The sequence below is a fragment of the Burkholderia sp. genome (assembly GCF_018375725.1).
Taxonomy (GTDB): domain Bacteria; phylum Pseudomonadota; class Gammaproteobacteria; order Burkholderiales; family Burkholderiaceae; genus Burkholderia.
The window spans coordinates 1-14,748 of sequence record NZ_JAHACR010000076.1 but is presented as its reverse complement, the minus strand read 5'-3'; the positions used below and the strand labels follow the sequence as shown (position 1 = coordinate 14,748).

Below are 14,748 nucleotides of genomic sequence, written 5' to 3'. Positions count from 1 at the left end.
GGGTCAGGCAGGCGCAGTGCGCCACGGCATCACCCGCGCACTGATCGACTACGACGCGACGCTGAAGTCGACGCTGTCGAACGCAGGCTTCGTCACACGCGACGCCCGCGAAGTCGAGCGTAAGAAGGTCGGTCTGCGTAAAGCACGCCGCGCCAAGCAGTTCTCGAAGCGTTAATCGCTTTACGGTTGTGCGCCGCCTCCGGGCGGTGCCTGCCGGAAAAAACCGCCAGCTTTCATGCTGGCGGTTTTTTTATGGTCGCGCCGGTCGTCCACGCCGGCAGCCCGGTTTGACGAAATCGGCGGGATCGGCTTGATTTCCTGGACTTCAGCACGATCTTGAGAACGGCCCTACAATAGCGGCTAAAGCTTTTTGGAGAGTTCGAATGAACGCTGTTACCGAATCCGCAGCAACGACCGACATGCCGGCACCGTTCGTCTTTACCGACGCGGCCGCCGAGAAGGTCAAGCAACTGATCGACGAAGAAGGCAACCCCGACCTCAAGCTGCGCGTGTTCGTGCAGGGTGGCGGCTGCTCGGGTTTCCAGTATGGCTTCACGTTCGACGAGGAAGTCAACGAGGACGACACCGTGATGAACAAGAACGGCGTTATGCTCCTGATCGACTCGATGAGCTACCAGTATCTGGTCGGCGCTGAGATCGACTACAAGGATGACCTGAATGGCGCACAGTTCGTCATCAAGAATCCGAACGCCACGACCACCTGCGGTTGCGGTTCGTCGTTCTCCGTCTGAGCGCGCCAGCGTTCGACACGAAACGGGGCTGATGCCCCGTTTTTTTATGGCCGCCGGCCGCGCGGTTGCGGCGCACGTTCAAGCCGCGAGCGGCCCGCGCGCCTCTGACGTATCCGGCGTAACGTCGGCGAGCCGAGACGGGCCGCCTGCCGCGGCGAGCCAAGCGGTCGGCGTTTGTCCCGCGCTTTGCGCGAAGGCGCGCGCCAGCGCGCTCGCGCTGCCGTAGCCGATTGCCGGCGCCACTTCCTTGACAGCGTAGCCGCGCCTCAACAGCGTCTTCGCGAGCCCGATCCGCCATTGCAGCAGGTATTCGCCCGGCGGAATCCCGACCATGCCGGCGAAATGCGCGGCGAACCGCGAGCGCGACATCCCGGCGATCGCGGCCATGCGCTCCAGTGTCCAATGGCCGGCCGGATCGGCATGCATCGCAATCAGCGCCTTCGCAAGACGCGGATCGGACAGCCCGGCCAGCGAACCGCTCGCGACCAGCCGGTTTTTCATCATGAATCGCAGCAGCTGCACGACGAGCACCTCGGTCAGCCGGTTGACCACCGTGTCGTGTCCGCATGCGCGCTCGCCGGCCTCGGCGGCAAGCGCCTGCTGCACGGCATCGAGCGATGGCATAGACACGAGCGGAATGGCGAGCCGGTCCGGCAAACCTCTGAGCAGCGGATTCTCGTCGCCGAGCCCGAATTCGATCGACGCCGACACGATCTCGGCGTCAGCATCGCCGCGCGGGTCGATCCGGTATGCGCCAGGCCGTGCAATGAAGAGCGCGCTGGGTTCCGCCACAGCCAGCTGTCCGATTGCCGCACCGGTGACGCAAACGGTGCCCGAGCGCACCAGATGCAGATGAAAACCGGCATCGCAGACGTCGAACGTCGCAGCGCGGGAAAGCGCCCCGGTATAGAACACGCGGGCATGCAGTTCGAATCGGCTGAGCAGGCCTGATAGTCTATCGGTCATGAGACGATGGGTATGCTAATTGGGATTTATCGAATCATATTGTCCCGGTGTCCGCGCTATATTGGCAACTCCTGTCAATGCACCGTAAGGCCACGAGGGGCCATCCATGATCCGATTCTTCTATCATCCGTCGCCGAACCCGGCCAAGATCGCGCTGTTCCTCGAGGAGGCCGGGCTGCCGTACGAACTGGTGCCTGTCGACACGCGCAAGGGCGAGCAGCATGCCGATGCGTACAAGGCGATCAATCCGAATGCGAAGACCCCCGCGATCGTCGACGGCGATGCGACCGTCTTCGACAGCAACGCAATCCTGCTGTACCTCGCCGAGAAGACCGGCCAGTTCCTGCCCGACGACACGCCCGCCGCGCGCGCCGACATGCTGTCATGGCTGATGTTCGTCGCGACGGGCATCGGGCCGTACTGCGGCCAGGCCGTCCACTTCAAGCATTTCGCGCCGGAGCCGAAGGACTACGCGGTGAACCGGTACGATTTCGAGGCGTGGCGTCACTGGAAGATCATCGACGAGCGTCTGGCCAGCCGGCGCTACATGCTGGGCGAGCGCTACACGCTGGTCGACATGGCGGTCTGGGGCTGGGCGCGTGTCATACCGTTCGTGCTGGGCGAGGCCGCGTGGGAAAAGCTGCCGAACGTCAAGCGTCTGGTCGACGAGATCAGTGCGCGCCCGGCCGCGCAGCGCGCGGAGGCCGTGAAGGCCCGTCACGCGTTCAAGACCGAATTCGACGACGACGCGCGCCGCGCGCTGTTCCCGCAGAATGCGCGAATCGAAACGCCCGCCGGCGCAGGAGCCTGACTCGATGCTCGATCTCTACTACTGGACGACGCCGAACGGTCACAAGATCACGATGTTCCTGGAGGAGGCCGGGCTGCCGTACCGGATCGTCCCGGTGAACATCGGCCGCGGGGAACAATTCGATCCGGCGTTTCTGCGGATTGCGCCGAACAACCGGATCCCGGCGATCGTCGATCATGCGCCCGTCGATGGCGGCGAGCCGCTGTCGGTCTTCGAATCCGGTGCGATCCTGCTGTATCTTGCGGACAAGACGGGCCGTTTCATTCCGGCCGGTCTGCGCGGGCGCAACGAGGCGCTGGAATGGCTGTTCTGGCAAATGGGCGGGCTTGGCCCGATGGCGGGACAGAACCACCATTTCGTGCAATACGCGCCCGAGCCGATTCCGTACGCGATCGACCGGTACGTGCGGGAGACGTCGCGCCTTTACGGCGTGCTCAACAAGCACCTGTCGGACGGGCGCGACTACATCGCCGGCGAATACTCGATCGCCGACATGGCGTGCTATCCGTGGATCGTTCCGCATGAGCGCCAGCTGCTGCCGCTGGCGGATTTCCCGTTCCTTTCAGCATGGTTCGCGCGGGTCGCGGCACGGCCCGCCACCGTGCGAGCCTACGCGCTCGCGAAAGAAATCAACGTCGCGCCGACCGTCGATGCCGCGTCGCGGGGCGTGCTGTTCGGACAGGACGCGAAAACGGTTCGCTGACGCGCCGCCATGCGTCCCCCGGAGCCGCGTGCCGTATCGGCCAAAAGCCCGCTCAGCGCGGATAGAGCGCGCCCAGCACGCGTTCGCCCGCGGCCCCCGTGACCATGGCCAGATTGCCGGACGCGCGCGCGTTGAACCGATAGGCGAGCCATGCGAATGCCAGCGCTTCGACCTGCTGCGGCGGCACACCGAGTGCGGCCGTGGTCGCGACCGTTCCCGGTACGTCGTGGTCGCGCAGCGCATTCGCGAGCGCGTCGAGCAGCGCCGGGTTCCGCGCGCCGCCGCCGCACACGTACACGGCGCGGCAGTCCGGCGCATGCCGCGCGATCTCGCGGGCGACCGACACCGCGGTCAGCGCGGTCAGCGTTGCCTGGACGTCTTCCGGCGCGACCTGCGCGAACGCGGCGAGCTTCGCCTCGAGCCATGCCGGATTGAACAGGTCGCGCCCCGTGCTCTTGGGCGGCGGCGCGGAAAAATAGGGCTCGTCGAGCAGCGCGTCGAGGAGCGGCGCATGGACGGTGCCGCGCGCGGCGAACTTGCCGCCGTCGTCGTAAGGCTTGCCGAGGTGGCGGGCCGCCCACGTATCGAGCAGCGCATTCGCCGGGCCGCAGTCGAAGCCGCGCACGTTGCCCCCTTCGGCCGGCAGGATCGTGATGTTGCTGATCCCGCCGAGATTGCAGACGACGCGCGCCTCGCCCGGCATCCCGAACAGGGTCGCGTGAAACGCCGGTACGAGCGGTGCGCCCTGACCGCCCGCCGCGACGTCGCGGCTGCGGAAATCGGCGATGACGTCGATGTGGGTCAACTCGGCGAGCAGCGCCGGATTGTTGATCTGGCGCGTATAACCGCGCTCGGGGCGGTGGCGGACGGTCTGTCCATGCACGCCGATCGCGCGGACCAGGTCGGGCGGGAGGCCCGCCGCGCGCTGCAACTCGTGGCAGCACACCGCATACCGCGTCGCCAGCGCGTTGGCCGCCAGCGCCTCGCGCTCGATTTCGTTGTCGCCCGGGTGTTGCAGGCCGAACAGCACGTCGCGCAGCGTCTGCGCGAAGCCGACGAATGCCTCCGCGAGCACGACCGGCGCCTTGCCGGTCTCGAAGCGCACGGCGACTCCGTCGACGCCATCCATGCTCGTTCCGGACATCAATCCGAAATAGATGCCATCGGCCGGATGGCCAGGTTGCGAGCGTTGTTGCGGCACGTATGACTCCCTGAATCGTACGGCGCGGGCCGGTGCCGCGCGCCTTGCGCCCGATTATCCGCGCAAGCGGCGTCGCCGTTAAGCGGTGGGCGCGCAAGTTATGGGAAAATCCCTGTTTTTGCGACATTCCTCCTGGCACCGATGAGCACCGAATCCTCCAAGCCCACTTTCCCGATCACCGACGAAGTCCGGCATGCGCTCGCCGTTACGAAGCGCGGCGTCGACGAGCTGCTGATCGAGGAAGAGTTCGCGCAGAAGCTCGCACGCAGCGCGGCCACGGACAAGCCGCTTCGCATCAAGCTCGGCCTCGACCCGACCGCGCCGGATATCCACATCGGCCACACGGTCGTGTTGAACAAGATGCGCCAGCTGCAGGATCTCGGGCATACGGTGATCTTCCTGATCGGCGATTTCACGTCGCTGATCGGCGATCCGTCCGGCCGCAATGCGACGCGCCCGCCGCTCACGCGCGAGCAGATCGAGGCGAACGCGAAAACGTATTTCGAGCAGGCCGCGCTCGTGCTCGATCGCGAGAAGACCGAGATCCGCTACAACAGCGAATGGTCGATGCCGCTTGGGGCGGACGGGATGATCAAGCTCGCGTCGCGCTACACGGTCGCGCGGATCCTCGAGCGCGAGGACTTCACGAAGCGTTTCCAGAGCGGCGTGCCGATCTCGATCCACGAGTTCCTCTACCCGCTGATGCAGGGCTACGATTCGGTCGCGCTCAACGCCGATCTCGAACTCGGCGGCACGGACCAGAAATTCAACCTGCTGGTCGGCCGTGAACTGCAGAAGCAATACGGCCAGGAACAGCAATGCATTCTGACGATGCCGCTGCTCGAAGGCCTCGACGGCGTCGAGAAGATGTCGAAGTCGAAGGGCAATTATGTCGGCATCAGCGAAAAGCCGAACGACATGTTCGGCAAGCTGATGAGCATCTCGGACACGCTGATGTGGCGTTACTTCGAACTGCTGTCGTTCCGCAGCATGGACGAAATCGTCGGCTTCCGGCGCGAGACCGAGGCTGGCCGCAACCCGCGCGACTTCAAGGTGCTGCTCGCGCAGGAGATCGTCGCGCGCTTCCACTCGCCAGCCGATGCCGAGCGCGCGCTCGAGGATTTCAATCACCGCGCGAAGGGCGGCGTGCCGGACGACATTCCGGCGGTGACGCTCGCGGGCGCGCCGCTCGCGATCGGCCAGCTGCTGAAGCAGGCGGGCCTGGTGCCGTCGACAAGCGAGGCGCTTCGCAACATCGAGCAGGGCGGCGTGAAGATCGACGGCGCGACGGTGTCGGACAAGGGCCTCAAGGTCGAGGCCGGCGAATTCGTCGTGCAGGTCGGCAAGCGCCGCTTCGCACGCGTCACGCTGACCGCATGATCGCGCTGATCCAGCGTGTGCGGCGCGCCGACGTGCGCGTCGGCGACCGCGTGACGGGCGAGATCGGCGCGGGCCTGCTCGCGCTCGTCTGCGCGGAGCGCGGCGACACCGCCGCCGCCGCGGACAAGCTGCTCGCGAAGGTGCTCGGCTACCGCGTGTTCAGCGATGCGGCCGGCAAGATGAATCTGCCGGTGTCGAACATCGACGGTGAGGGGCGCGCCGGCGGTCTCCTGCTCGTGTCGCAGTTCACGCTGGCCGCCGACACCAACAGCGGCCTGCGTCCGAGTTTCACGCCCGCCGCGCCGCCCGACGAGGGCGCCCGCCTGTTCGACTATTTCGTCGATGCGGCGCGTGCGCGTCATCCGATCGTCGCGACCGGTGAATTCGGCGCCGACATGCAGGTATCGCTCGTCAACGACGGGCCGGTGACGTTCTGGCTGCAAGTGCGGCCCTGATTTTCCGGAGGCGCCGTCGCGATGGCCACCACGCAGATTCTCTTCATCCGTCACGGGGAAACCGCCTGGAACCGTATCAAGCGGATCCAGGGCCACATCGATATTCCACTCGCCGATACGGGCGTCGCACAGGCGCGGCGGCTTGCCGCGCGCCTCGCGCGCGAGACACGCGACGGTGTGCGGATCGATGCGATCTACTCGAGCGACCTGATGCGCGCGCAGCAGACGGCGCAGCCGGCGGCCGATGCGCTCGGTTTGCCGCTCGTGTTGAGGGAAGGTTTGCGCGAGCGCGCATATGGCGTATTCCAGGGGCATGACAGCACGGAGATCGAAGCGCGTTTCCCGGATGCGTACGCCGTATGGCAGACGCGCGACCCGGGCTTCGAGCCCGACGGCGGCGAGTCGCAGCGCGCGTTCTATCACCGGGTGCTGCATGCGCTCGAGCCGATTGTCGCCGCGCATCCGGGCGGCCGGATCGCCTGCGTCGCGCACGGCGGCGTGCTCGACTGCGTCTACCGGTTCGCAAACGGGATCGATCTCGATGCGCCGCGCAGCTATCAATTGCTCAATACGAGCATCAACGTCGTCGATTATGCGGACGGTCGCGCACATGTCGTGCAATGGGCCGATGTTTCGCATCTGAGCGAAGCGAGCGACGACGACGGTTATAGCCGGGTACTGTAAGCGGCGTCGCGGCGCGGCACGCGGAGGGCGACCCGGCGTGCGCACGGGTGTCGACGGCGCCCATGCCAGGGCGGTAGTCGGTGTTCGTCATGTGGCGAAACACGCGCATCGCGCGGCATGGCGCAATTTCCGTCAGCGGTCTTTCTTGCCCGCCTGCACCACGCGAGGCGCCGCCGCCCGGCGGCGCGCACGTTTCGATACGCCGTTGACGAGCGCCCAGCGCAGCACCGGCGCGACCGCGCGCACCCCGGGCCTGACGACCGCGCGCCGCAACGGCGCAAACGTCGACAGCCCGAGCATGTCCTGCGCCCACGGCGGCAGCAGGTCGATGCCCGCATGCATCACGAGCGTCGCGGCAGGCCGCATCGCCGGCCCGGCGACCGGGGCATTCATCAGGATGCGAACCACTTCGAACGTGCGCGGCCCGGCTTCCAGCTGGGGCTGCATGCGCGCCAGATAAGCGGCGATCTCCACGCGTGAGCGGGGCACGTTCTCTGCGCCGAGCATTTCAGCGATGCGCGCCGTTTCCGCGTAGTAACGATCCTGCAGATCACCGGACAGTGCCGGATTCACATAACGCAGATGCGCGGCCAGAAAGCTCGATACCTCGGCGACGTGAACCCATGTCAGCAATGCCGGATCGTCGGCGCGGTACGGCCGTCCATCGGGCGCTGTGCCGGACACGCGTGCGTGGATCGCCTTCACACGTTCGATCAGCGCAAGTGCGTCCGTGCGGTTGCCGAACGTCGTGCCGGAAATGAAGGTGGCGGTGCGCCGGAGCCGCCCGAGGATGTCGGTGCGAAATGTCGAGTGATCCCACACGCCGGCTAGCGCGAGCGGATGCAATGCCTGCAGCAGCAGCGCCGAGATGCCGCCCGTCATCATCGACGTGAAGTCCGCATGAACGCGCCAGCAAACGGCGTCCGGGCCGAACAGGCCCGGGTCGCCGGGCGGCGACGAGTAATCGAGCGACGGCCCGCCGCCGCCCGTCGTCAGGTGCGTGACGGCCGCCGCGAGCCGCTTGCGGATGTGCTCGACCCAGCGAGGTTTCGACGCGGGTGCGGCAGGATGTGGGCTGGGCGGCGTCGTCATCGCGGTTGACGTGCGTGCGGCGGCTATTGCCCGTCGGACGCTTCCGATGCGCCGCTTGCCGGGGTGGCCGCATCGGGCGCGGCAAGCCCGAAATGGCGGTAGGTCATCAGCGTGGCGATACGCCCGCGCGGCGTGCGTTGCAGAAAGCCTTGCTGGATCAGGTAGGGCTCGAGGACGTCTTCGATCGTGTCGCGCTCTTCGCCGATCGCCGCGGCGAGGTTGTCGATGCCGACCGGGCCGCCGTCGAATTTGTGCAGGATCGCTTCGAGCAGCTTGCGGTCCATCAGGTCGAAGCCGACCGGATCGACGTCGAGCAGTGCGAGCGCCGCATCGGCGACGGCCGCCGTGATATTGCCGTCCGCCTTGACCTCGGCGAAATCGCGCACGCGGCGCAGGAGCCGGTTCGCGATTCGGGGCGTGCCGCGCGATCGTTTCGCAATCTCGAGTGCGCCGCTCGGATCGATCTGCGCGTTGAGCAGCGACGCCGAGCGGCGCACGATGCGCGACAGTTGCTCCGCATCGTAGAACTCGAGCCGAGCGACGATCCCGAAGCGGTCGCGCAGCGGGTTGGTCAGCATCCCGGCGCGCGTGGTCGCACCGACGAGCGTGAACGGCTGCAGGTCGAGCTTCACGCTGCGCGCGGCCGGACCTTCGCCGATCATGATGTCGATTTGGTAGTCCTCGAGTGCCGGATACAGGATTTCCTCGACGACCGGCGACAACCGGTGAATTTCGTCGATGAACAGCACGTCGTTCGCTTCGAGGTTCGTCAGCAGCGCGGCAAGATCGCCCGCGCGTTCGAGCACCGGGCCCGATGTCTGCCGCAGGTTGACACCCATCTCGCGCGCGATGATGTGAGCAAGCGTGGTCTTGCCGAGACCGGGCGGCCCGAACAGCAGCACGTGATCGAGCGGTTCGGCGCGACGCTTCGCGGCTTCGATGAAGATCTCGAGCTGGCCGCGCACTTTTTCCTGGCCGACGTATTCGTCGAGCTGGCGCGGCCGCAGCGCGCGTTCGAACACCTCCTCGTGCGAAGAGGCGGGCGTGGCGGCAATGATCCGCTCCGTGGCGAGTTTGTCGGTTTCAATCATGCGGCCATTGTACCGCGCGCCGCCGCTCGACCCACCTGGCCGAACGGCCGACTGGCGCGCCGCGAGCGGCGGCGCGACACTGCAGGAACCGGGGCGCCGTTATGCCTTCGACAGCGCCTTGAGCGCGAGCTTGATCCCTTCTGACACGCCCGTGCCGGCCGGCACGTTCTTGATCGCGGCGAGCGCTTCCTTTTCCGAATAGCCGAGCGCCAGCAGTGCATTGAGGATGTCGGTCGCGTGGTCGGACGGCGATGCGGCGCCGGCGAGCGTGCCGAGGTCGGCGCCGAGCTTGCCCTTGAGTTCGAGCAGCAGGCGTTCGGCCGTTTTCTTGCCGATGCCGGGCAGCCGGGTCAGGCGGGCGGCATCCTGCATCGTGACGGCCTGTGCGAGCTCCTGCACGCTCAGGCCCGACAGTACGGCGAGCGCCATGCGCGCGCCGATGCCGCTGATCTTCAGCAGCTCGCGGAACGTCGTGCGTTCCTGCTGGCTCAGGAAGCCGTACAGCAGATGCGCATCCTCGCGGACGATCTGTTGCGTGAGCAGGACGACCCGTTCGCCGGTCTGCGGCAGGTTGTAGAACGTGCTCATCGGCACGTCGATTTCGTAGCCGACGCCGTTGCAGTCGACGAGGAGGTGAGGCGGGTTCTTTTCGAGCAGGATGCCGGCGATGCGACCGATCATGGGGAGAGCGAGGCGATGAGAAAAGGGCGAGTGTAGCGCACGCACATGCCGCACGGCATCCCGCACGCCGCACGAGGATGCGTGCGTGCGCGTCAGCCGACGAGCCGGCCGCGCCGCATGCGCAGGCCTTTCTGCGCGAGCGCGGGAGCAAGGCCGCCAAGCGTGTTGAGCGTATTGCCGCCGTGCGCGTGGCAGATCGCCATGCCGAGCGCGTCGGCCGCGTCGCTGCCCGGCTGGCCTGACAGCGTGAGCAGCCGCGTGACCATGTCCTGCATCTGCGCCTTGGTCGCGCGGCCGTAGCCGACGACCGCCTGCTTGAGTTGCAGCGCCGTGTATTCGGCGACCGGCAGGCCGCCCGACACGAGGCCGCAAATTGCGGCGCCGCGCGCCTGGCCGAGTAGCAGCGTCGATTGCGGGTTGACGTTGACGAACACCTTTTCGATGGCGGCCTGGTCGGGCGCATGCTCACGAATCAGCGTCAGGACGCCATCGTAGATGACGCCGAGGCGGGTCGGCAGATCTGCGGCCGGCGTGCGGATCACGCCGCTCGCGACATACGCGAGCTGGTGTCCGCTGACGTCGATGATGCCAAAGCCGGTAACACGCAGGCCGGGGTCGATGCCGAGAATTCGCATGTAAGGAGGGAAGTGCGTGATGCAGCGATACTACAACGGATGGCGCGGTGCGCCTCCGGGAAAGCGCGAACGCGGCGCGTGCCGCGCTGCCACCGCGCCGCGCAATAAAAAACCCGGCGGTTGCGACGCCGCCGGGCCGTGGTGCAGCGGCCGCCCGGGCCGCGCGCGATCAGTGACGGAAGTGGCGCACGCCCGTCAGGATCATCGCGATGTTGTGCTCGTCGGCCGCCGCGATGACTTCATCGTCACGCACCGAGCCGCCCGGCTGGATCACGCAGGTCGCGCCGGCTGCCACGACGACGTCGAGACCGTCGCGGAACGGGAAGAACGCGTCCGACGCAACCGCCGAACCGTTGAGCGACAGGCCGGCGTTCTGCGCCTTGATGCTTGCGATCCGCGCCGAATCGACCCGGCTCATCTGGCCTGCGCCGACGCCGAGCGTCATGCCGTTGCCGCAGAACACGATCGCATTCGACTTCACGTACTTCGCGACGCGCCATGCGAACAGCAGGTCGTCCATTTCCTTCGGGGTCGGGTGGCGCTTCGTGACGACGCGCAGTTCGTGCGGCTGCACGTTCTTTGCATCGAGCGATTGCACGAGCAGGCCGCCGCCGACGCGCTTCAGGTCGAATGCGTTATGGCCTTCGCCCAATGCGATCTCGAGCAGGCGCACGTTCTGCTTCGCAGCGAACACCTGCTTCGCGCCTTCGGTGAACGACGGTGCGATCAGCACTTCGACGAATTGCTTGGCGACGGCCTGCGCGGCCGCTTCGTCGACTTCACGGTTGAACGCGATGATGCCGCCGAACGCCGAGGTCGGATCGGTCTGAAACGCCTTCGAGTACGCTTCGGCCGAATCCTTGCCGACTGCGACGCCGCACGGGTTCGCGTGCTTGATGATCACGCAGGCCGGCGCATCGAACGTCTTCACGCACTCCCACGCCGCGTCGGAATCGGCGATGTTGTTGTACGACAGTTCCTTGCCCTGCAACTGACGGTAGTTCGCGAGCGCGCCGGCCGGCGTCACGATGTCGCGATAGAACGCCGCGCTCTGGTGCGGGTTCTCGCCGTAGCGCAGGTCCTGCACCTTTTCGAACGCCATGTTCAGCGTTTCCGGATACGCGTTGCGCGACGCATGCTTCAGTTCGTCGGTCAGGCTCGTCAGGTAGTTCGTGATCGCGCCGTCGTACTGCGCGGTGTGTGCGAATACCTTCGTCGCGAGGCGGAAGTTGGTCGGGTAGCCGACCGTATTGCCGTTCGCCTTCATTTCGTCGAGCACGACCGCGTAGTCGGCCGGATCGACGATCACCGTCACGTCGCGGTGATTCTTTGCGGCCGAGCGCAGCATCGTCGGGCCGCCGATGTCGATGTTCTCGATCGCATCCGCGAGCGTGCAGTCGTCCTTCGCGATCGTCGCGACGAACGGGTACAGGTTCACGACGAGCAGGTCGATCGTCGGAATGTCGTGCGCCTCGAGCGCCTGCATGTGCTCCGGCAGGTCGCGGCGCGCCAGGATGCCGCCATGCACCTTCGGGTGCAGCGTCTTCACGCGCCCATCGAGCATTTCCGGGAAGCCGGTGTAGTCGGCAACCTCGGTGACGGGCAGGCCCGCGTCGGCGAGCAGTTTCGCGGTGCCGCCGGTCGACAGCAGCTTGACGCCGAGGTCGGACAGCGACTTCGCAAAGTCGACGATGCCGGTCTTGTCGGAAACGGAAATGAGCGCTTGCTTGATCATGATGGAACCACCATTAGCCAGGAAAACGGGGACGGGACGGCCGGCTACAGCAGGCCGTGCTGCTGCAGCTTCTTGCGCAGCGTGTTGCGGTTGATGCCGAGGTACTCCGCGGCGAGCGACTGGTTGCCGCCCGCCTGTACGAGCACGACCTCGAGCATCGGCTTTTCGACGCAGGACATCACCATTTCATAGACGTCGTGCGGATTGGAGCCGTCTAGATCCCGGAAATACACGTCCAGGCTCTCGCGGACACATTGTTCGATGTTGTGCTTGCTCATGCTGCTAACTGGTTATGGTCGTCCGATTCGCCCAGGCCTTGGTCGTCCGTGTCCTCGTCGACATAGACGAGATGGTCGGACAGCGCTTTTTGCGCCTCGAAGAATGCGTTGACGGCGGCGAGCTGTTCGCGGGTGGAATCGAGCGTGTTCATCCGATGCCGGAACCCGTTGGCGCCGGAAAGGCCGCGAGTGTACCAGCCGATGTGCTTGCGCGCAGTGCGGACCCCGGTGAATTCCCCGTAGAACGCGTAATGATCTTCCAGGTGTTCGTTCATCACCTGCTGGATCTCGTCGATCAGCGGCGGCGGCATCAGCTCGCCAGTTTGCAGGAAATGATCGATTTCGCGGAACAGCCACGGGCGACCTTGCGCGGCGCGGCCGATCATCAGCGCGTCGGCGCCCGTGGCGTCGAGCACGGCCTTTGCCTTCGCCGGCGACGTAATGTCGCCGTTCGCGACGACCGGGATGCGCACCGCCGCCTTCACGGCCGCGATGGTCTCGTATTCGGCCTCGCCGCGGTACAGGTCGGCGCGCGTGCGGCCGTGCACGGTGAGCATCGAGATGCCGGCCGCTTCGGCGAGGCGCGCAACGGCGATCGCGTTCTTGTGCTCGCGGTCCCAGCCGGTGCGGATTTTCAGCGTGACGGGCACGGCATCCGGGCCGCTGCCGACTGCGCCGACGACCGCCTCGACGATCTGTCTGACGAGCGGTTCGTTCTGCAGCAGTGCGGACCCTGCCGCGACATTGCAGACCTTCTTCGCCGGGCAGCCCATGTTGATGTCGATGATCTGCGCGCCGTTGTCGACGTTGTAGCGGGCGGCTTCGGCCATCATCGCCGGGTCGGCGCCGGCGATCTGCACCGCGATCGGCTCGACTTCGCCTTCGTGGTTTGCGCGCCGCATCGTCTTCGCGCTTTTCCACAGCTGCGCGTTGGATGCGACCATTTCGGACACGGCGTAGCCGGCCCCCAGCCGTTTGCAGAGCTGGCGGAACGGGCGATCCGTCACACCCGCCATCGGGGCGACGAACAGGTTGTTACGCAATACGTGAGAGCCGATAACGGGCATCGCAATGGCACCGCCCGCGACCAGCGCGGGCACGAATAGGGCGGAGGGAAAACGCGCATTTTACCGTATTCCCCCGCCATGCCGTTTTGACCCGGTTTGCGCGGCCCCGCCGCATGCCGCACATCGGACACTGTGACGCAGGGGCGTCAGCGGCGCAGGCCGAACATCATCTGGCGGGCCAGCGCGGTCTTGAGCGGCGGCACGAGCTCGAGTGCCGTGAGTGCCGCGCTGCGCAGCAGCGCGAACGGGCCCGCATCGATCGTGAAGAGCCGAGCGAGCGTGTCGGTCGCGCCGATCGTCATGCGGCGGTCGAGTGCGCGACGCGTGCCGAATGCCGCGAGCGCGGCTGGCTCGGCGCCGTGCTGGGACAACGCGTCGACAAGGGTATGCGCATCGCGCAGGCCGAGGTTGAGACCCTGGCCCGCGACCGGATGCAGCGTCTGCGCGGCGTTGCCGACGATCACGGTGCGGCCGTCGACCAGCGTCTGCGCGGCGTTGAGTCCGAGCGGGAACGATGCGCGTCCGGCAATCGCGACGAAGCGGCCCATGCGCGCGCCGAATGTCGCGTCGAGTTCGCGCAGGAACGCGTCGTCCGGCAGCGCGGCGCGGCGCGCGGCTTCGTCCGGCGTGCAGCACCATACGAGCGCGTAGTCCGCCTGGCGCGGGCCGCCGAGCGGCAGCAGCGCAAGCGGCCCCTCGTGCGTGAAGCGTTCCCATGCGACATTCGGGCGCGGTGCGGAAACCGTGACCGTGCCGACGAGCGCGGTCTGGCCGTAATCGCGGCGATGCTTGCCGTTGTCCGATTGCTGGTCGTGGAACAGTCCACCCTCGGCGTTGACGACGATTCGCGCGCGCAGCGTGCGCACGCCCTGGGGACTGTCGAGAACCAGCGTCACGCCGTCGGCATCCTGCTGCGGCGAATGCGCGGTCGTCGATGTGAACCACTGCACGTCCGTGCCCTGCACCGCGCGGGCGAGCGCCTGTACGAGCGAGCCGTAGCGCACAACGTAGCCGAGCGCGGCGAGGTCGTGCTCGTCGCGGTCGATCAGCGTGCGGCCGAAGTGGCCGCGCTGCGACACGTGGATGTGTTGGATCGGCGTCGCATCGGCGGGCCATGCGAGTGCGTCGAGCAGCACATGGCTGCCGTACGACACGGCGATCGCGCGCGGATCGTTCGCGCTCGCCGCGGGCTCGCGCTCATCGATCAGTGCGATCGA

The 14,748-nt window shown here is 66.7% G+C and carries 17 protein-coding genes; 7 read left to right on the top strand and 10 right to left on the bottom strand.

What is annotated here, in order from left to right; all coding sequences use genetic code 11:
* Both rpsI and erpA read left to right on the top strand, forming a co-directional pair.
* Positions 1-175 (top strand): 30S ribosomal protein S9 (gene rpsI / locus KH616_RS11460; protein ID WP_292244233.1); only part of this gene is annotated, 175 nt, incomplete at its 5' end.
* A gap of 208 nt (positions 176-383) precedes the next feature.
* A complete protein-coding gene (gene erpA / locus KH616_RS11455) occupies positions 384-752 on the top strand; it encodes an iron-sulfur cluster insertion protein ErpA (protein WP_292244232.1) in 369 nt (122 codons plus the stop codon).
* A gap of 78 nt (positions 753-830) precedes the next feature.
* Here the strand turns inward: erpA and KH616_RS11450 are convergent, their stop codons facing one another.
* Positions 831-1,718, bottom strand: coding sequence for an AraC family transcriptional regulator (locus KH616_RS11450; protein WP_292244231.1), 888 nt, complete (start codon positions 1,716-1,718; stop codon positions 831-833).
* Positions 1,719-1,824: 106 nt separating this feature from the next.
* Between KH616_RS11450 and KH616_RS11445 the strand changes: the two genes are divergently transcribed.
* Together KH616_RS11445 and KH616_RS11440 are read left to right on the top strand one after the other, a co-directional pair.
* Entirely contained in the window at positions 1,825-2,529 is a 705-nt protein-coding gene (locus tag KH616_RS11445; RefSeq protein ID WP_292244230.1) for a glutathione S-transferase N-terminal domain-containing protein, read from the top strand.
* 4 nt (positions 2,530-2,533) lie between these two features.
* Positions 2,534-3,232, top strand: a complete 699-nt coding sequence (locus tag KH616_RS11440; protein WP_292244229.1) for a glutathione S-transferase N-terminal domain-containing protein — start codon at positions 2,534-2,536, stop codon at positions 3,230-3,232.
* A gap of 52 nt (positions 3,233-3,284) precedes the next feature.
* Here KH616_RS11440 and KH616_RS11435 read toward each other — a convergent pair whose 3' ends face one another.
* Positions 3,285-4,433 (bottom strand): anhydro-N-acetylmuramic acid kinase, encoded by a 1,149-nt coding sequence (locus KH616_RS11435; RefSeq protein ID WP_292244228.1) that lies wholly within the window; start codon positions 4,431-4,433, stop codon positions 3,285-3,287.
* Positions 4,434-4,574: 141 nt separating this feature from the next.
* Between KH616_RS11435 and tyrS the strand changes: the two genes are divergently transcribed.
* Genes tyrS through KH616_RS11420 form a run of 3 tightly spaced genes read left to right on the top strand, consistent with a single transcriptional unit; the run spans position 4,575 to position 6,952 of the window.
* Complete coding sequence (tyrS, locus tag KH616_RS11430; protein ID WP_292244227.1) at positions 4,575-5,813, top strand: tyrosine--tRNA ligase; 1,239 nt, start codon at positions 4,575-4,577, stop codon at positions 5,811-5,813.
* Positions 5,810-6,268: a D-aminoacyl-tRNA deacylase gene (gene dtd / locus KH616_RS11425; RefSeq protein WP_292244226.1), complete on the top strand. Its 459-nt coding sequence runs from the start codon at positions 5,810-5,812 to the stop codon at positions 6,266-6,268. Before tyrS ends, dtd begins: the two co-directional genes overlap by 4 nt.
* A gap of 21 nt (positions 6,269-6,289) precedes the next feature.
* Positions 6,290-6,952 carry a histidine phosphatase family protein gene (locus KH616_RS11420; protein WP_292244225.1) on the top strand — a complete coding sequence of 221 codons (663 nt, stop codon included), beginning with the start codon at positions 6,290-6,292 and terminating at the stop codon, positions 6,950-6,952.
* Positions 6,953-7,084: 132 nt separating this feature from the next.
* Here KH616_RS11420 and KH616_RS11415 read toward each other — a convergent pair whose 3' ends face one another.
* The 8 genes from KH616_RS11415 to KH616_RS11380 form a co-directional block, all read right to left on the bottom strand.
* Entirely contained in the window at positions 7,085-8,044 is a 960-nt protein-coding gene (locus KH616_RS11415; protein ID WP_292244224.1) for an oxygenase MpaB family protein, read from the bottom strand.
* 23 nt (positions 8,045-8,067) lie between these two features.
* Positions 8,068-9,135, bottom strand: coding sequence for a Holliday junction branch migration DNA helicase RuvB (ruvB, locus tag KH616_RS11410; protein ID WP_292244223.1), 1,068 nt, complete (start codon positions 9,133-9,135; stop codon positions 8,068-8,070).
* Between the two features lie 99 nt (positions 9,136-9,234).
* On the bottom strand, positions 9,235-9,816 hold the full coding sequence (gene ruvA / locus KH616_RS11405) for a Holliday junction branch migration protein RuvA (protein ID WP_292244222.1): 582 nt from the start codon (positions 9,814-9,816) through the stop codon (positions 9,235-9,237).
* A 92-nt stretch (positions 9,817-9,908) separates the two neighbouring features.
* Positions 9,909-10,451 carry a crossover junction endodeoxyribonuclease RuvC gene (gene ruvC / locus KH616_RS11400; protein WP_292244221.1) on the bottom strand — a complete coding sequence of 181 codons (543 nt, stop codon included), beginning with the start codon at positions 10,449-10,451 and terminating at the stop codon, positions 9,909-9,911.
* Positions 10,452-10,620: 169 nt separating this feature from the next.
* Entirely contained in the window at positions 10,621-12,186 is a 1,566-nt protein-coding gene (gene purH, locus KH616_RS11395) for a bifunctional phosphoribosylaminoimidazolecarboxamide formyltransferase/IMP cyclohydrolase (RefSeq protein WP_292244220.1), read from the bottom strand.
* A gap of 44 nt (positions 12,187-12,230) precedes the next feature.
* On the bottom strand, positions 12,231-12,464 hold the full coding sequence (locus tag KH616_RS11390) for a Fis family transcriptional regulator (RefSeq protein ID WP_006476892.1): 234 nt from the start codon (positions 12,462-12,464) through the stop codon (positions 12,231-12,233).
* On the bottom strand, positions 12,461-13,531 hold the full coding sequence (gene dusB / locus KH616_RS11385; RefSeq protein ID WP_292244100.1) for a tRNA dihydrouridine synthase DusB: 1,071 nt from the start codon (positions 13,529-13,531) through the stop codon (positions 12,461-12,463). Before dusB ends, KH616_RS11390 begins: the two co-directional genes overlap by 4 nt.
* Positions 13,532-13,677: 146 nt before the next feature.
* A partial coding sequence (locus KH616_RS11380; protein ID WP_292244098.1) for a UbiH/UbiF/VisC/COQ6 family ubiquinone biosynthesis hydroxylase occupies positions 13,678-14,748 on the bottom strand: 1,071 nt, incomplete at its 5' end.

Bases quoted from the DNA above. Each gene is read 5' to 3' on its own strand.
- dtd (WP_292244226.1), top strand. From the start codon at position 5,810: ATGATCGCGCTGATCCAGCGTGTGCGGCGCGCCGACGTGCGCGTCGGC.
- KH616_RS11450 (WP_292244231.1), bottom strand. From the start codon at position 1,718: ATGACCGATAGACTATCAGGCCTGCTCAGCCGATTCGAACTGCATGCC.
- ruvC (WP_292244221.1), bottom strand. From the start codon at position 10,451: ATGCGAATTCTCGGCATCGACCCCGGCCTGCGTGTTACCGGCTTTGGC.
- ruvA (WP_292244222.1), bottom strand. From the start codon at position 9,816: ATGATCGGTCGCATCGCCGGCATCCTGCTCGAAAAGAACCCGCCTCAC.
- KH616_RS11390 (WP_006476892.1), bottom strand. From the start codon at position 12,464: ATGAGCAAGCACAACATCGAACAATGTGTCCGCGAGAGCCTGGACGTG.
- KH616_RS11415 (WP_292244224.1), bottom strand. From the start codon at position 8,044: ATGACGACGCCGCCCAGCCCACATCCTGCCGCACCCGCGTCGAAACCT.
- ruvB (WP_292244223.1), bottom strand. From the start codon at position 9,135: ATGATTGAAACCGACAAACTCGCCACGGAGCGGATCATTGCCGCCACG.
- dusB (WP_292244100.1), bottom strand. From the start codon at position 13,531: ATGCCCGTTATCGGCTCTCACGTATTGCGTAACAACCTGTTCGTCGCC.
- KH616_RS11445 (WP_292244230.1), top strand. From the start codon at position 1,825: ATGATCCGATTCTTCTATCATCCGTCGCCGAACCCGGCCAAGATCGCG.
- purH (WP_292244220.1), bottom strand. From the start codon at position 12,186: ATGATCAAGCAAGCGCTCATTTCCGTTTCCGACAAGACCGGCATCGTC.
- erpA (WP_292244232.1), top strand. From the start codon at position 384: ATGAACGCTGTTACCGAATCCGCAGCAACGACCGACATGCCGGCACCG.
- KH616_RS11420 (WP_292244225.1), top strand. From the start codon at position 6,290: ATGGCCACCACGCAGATTCTCTTCATCCGTCACGGGGAAACCGCCTGG.
- KH616_RS11440 (WP_292244229.1), top strand. From the start codon at position 2,534: ATGCTCGATCTCTACTACTGGACGACGCCGAACGGTCACAAGATCACG.
- tyrS (WP_292244227.1), top strand. From the start codon at position 4,575: ATGAGCACCGAATCCTCCAAGCCCACTTTCCCGATCACCGACGAAGTC.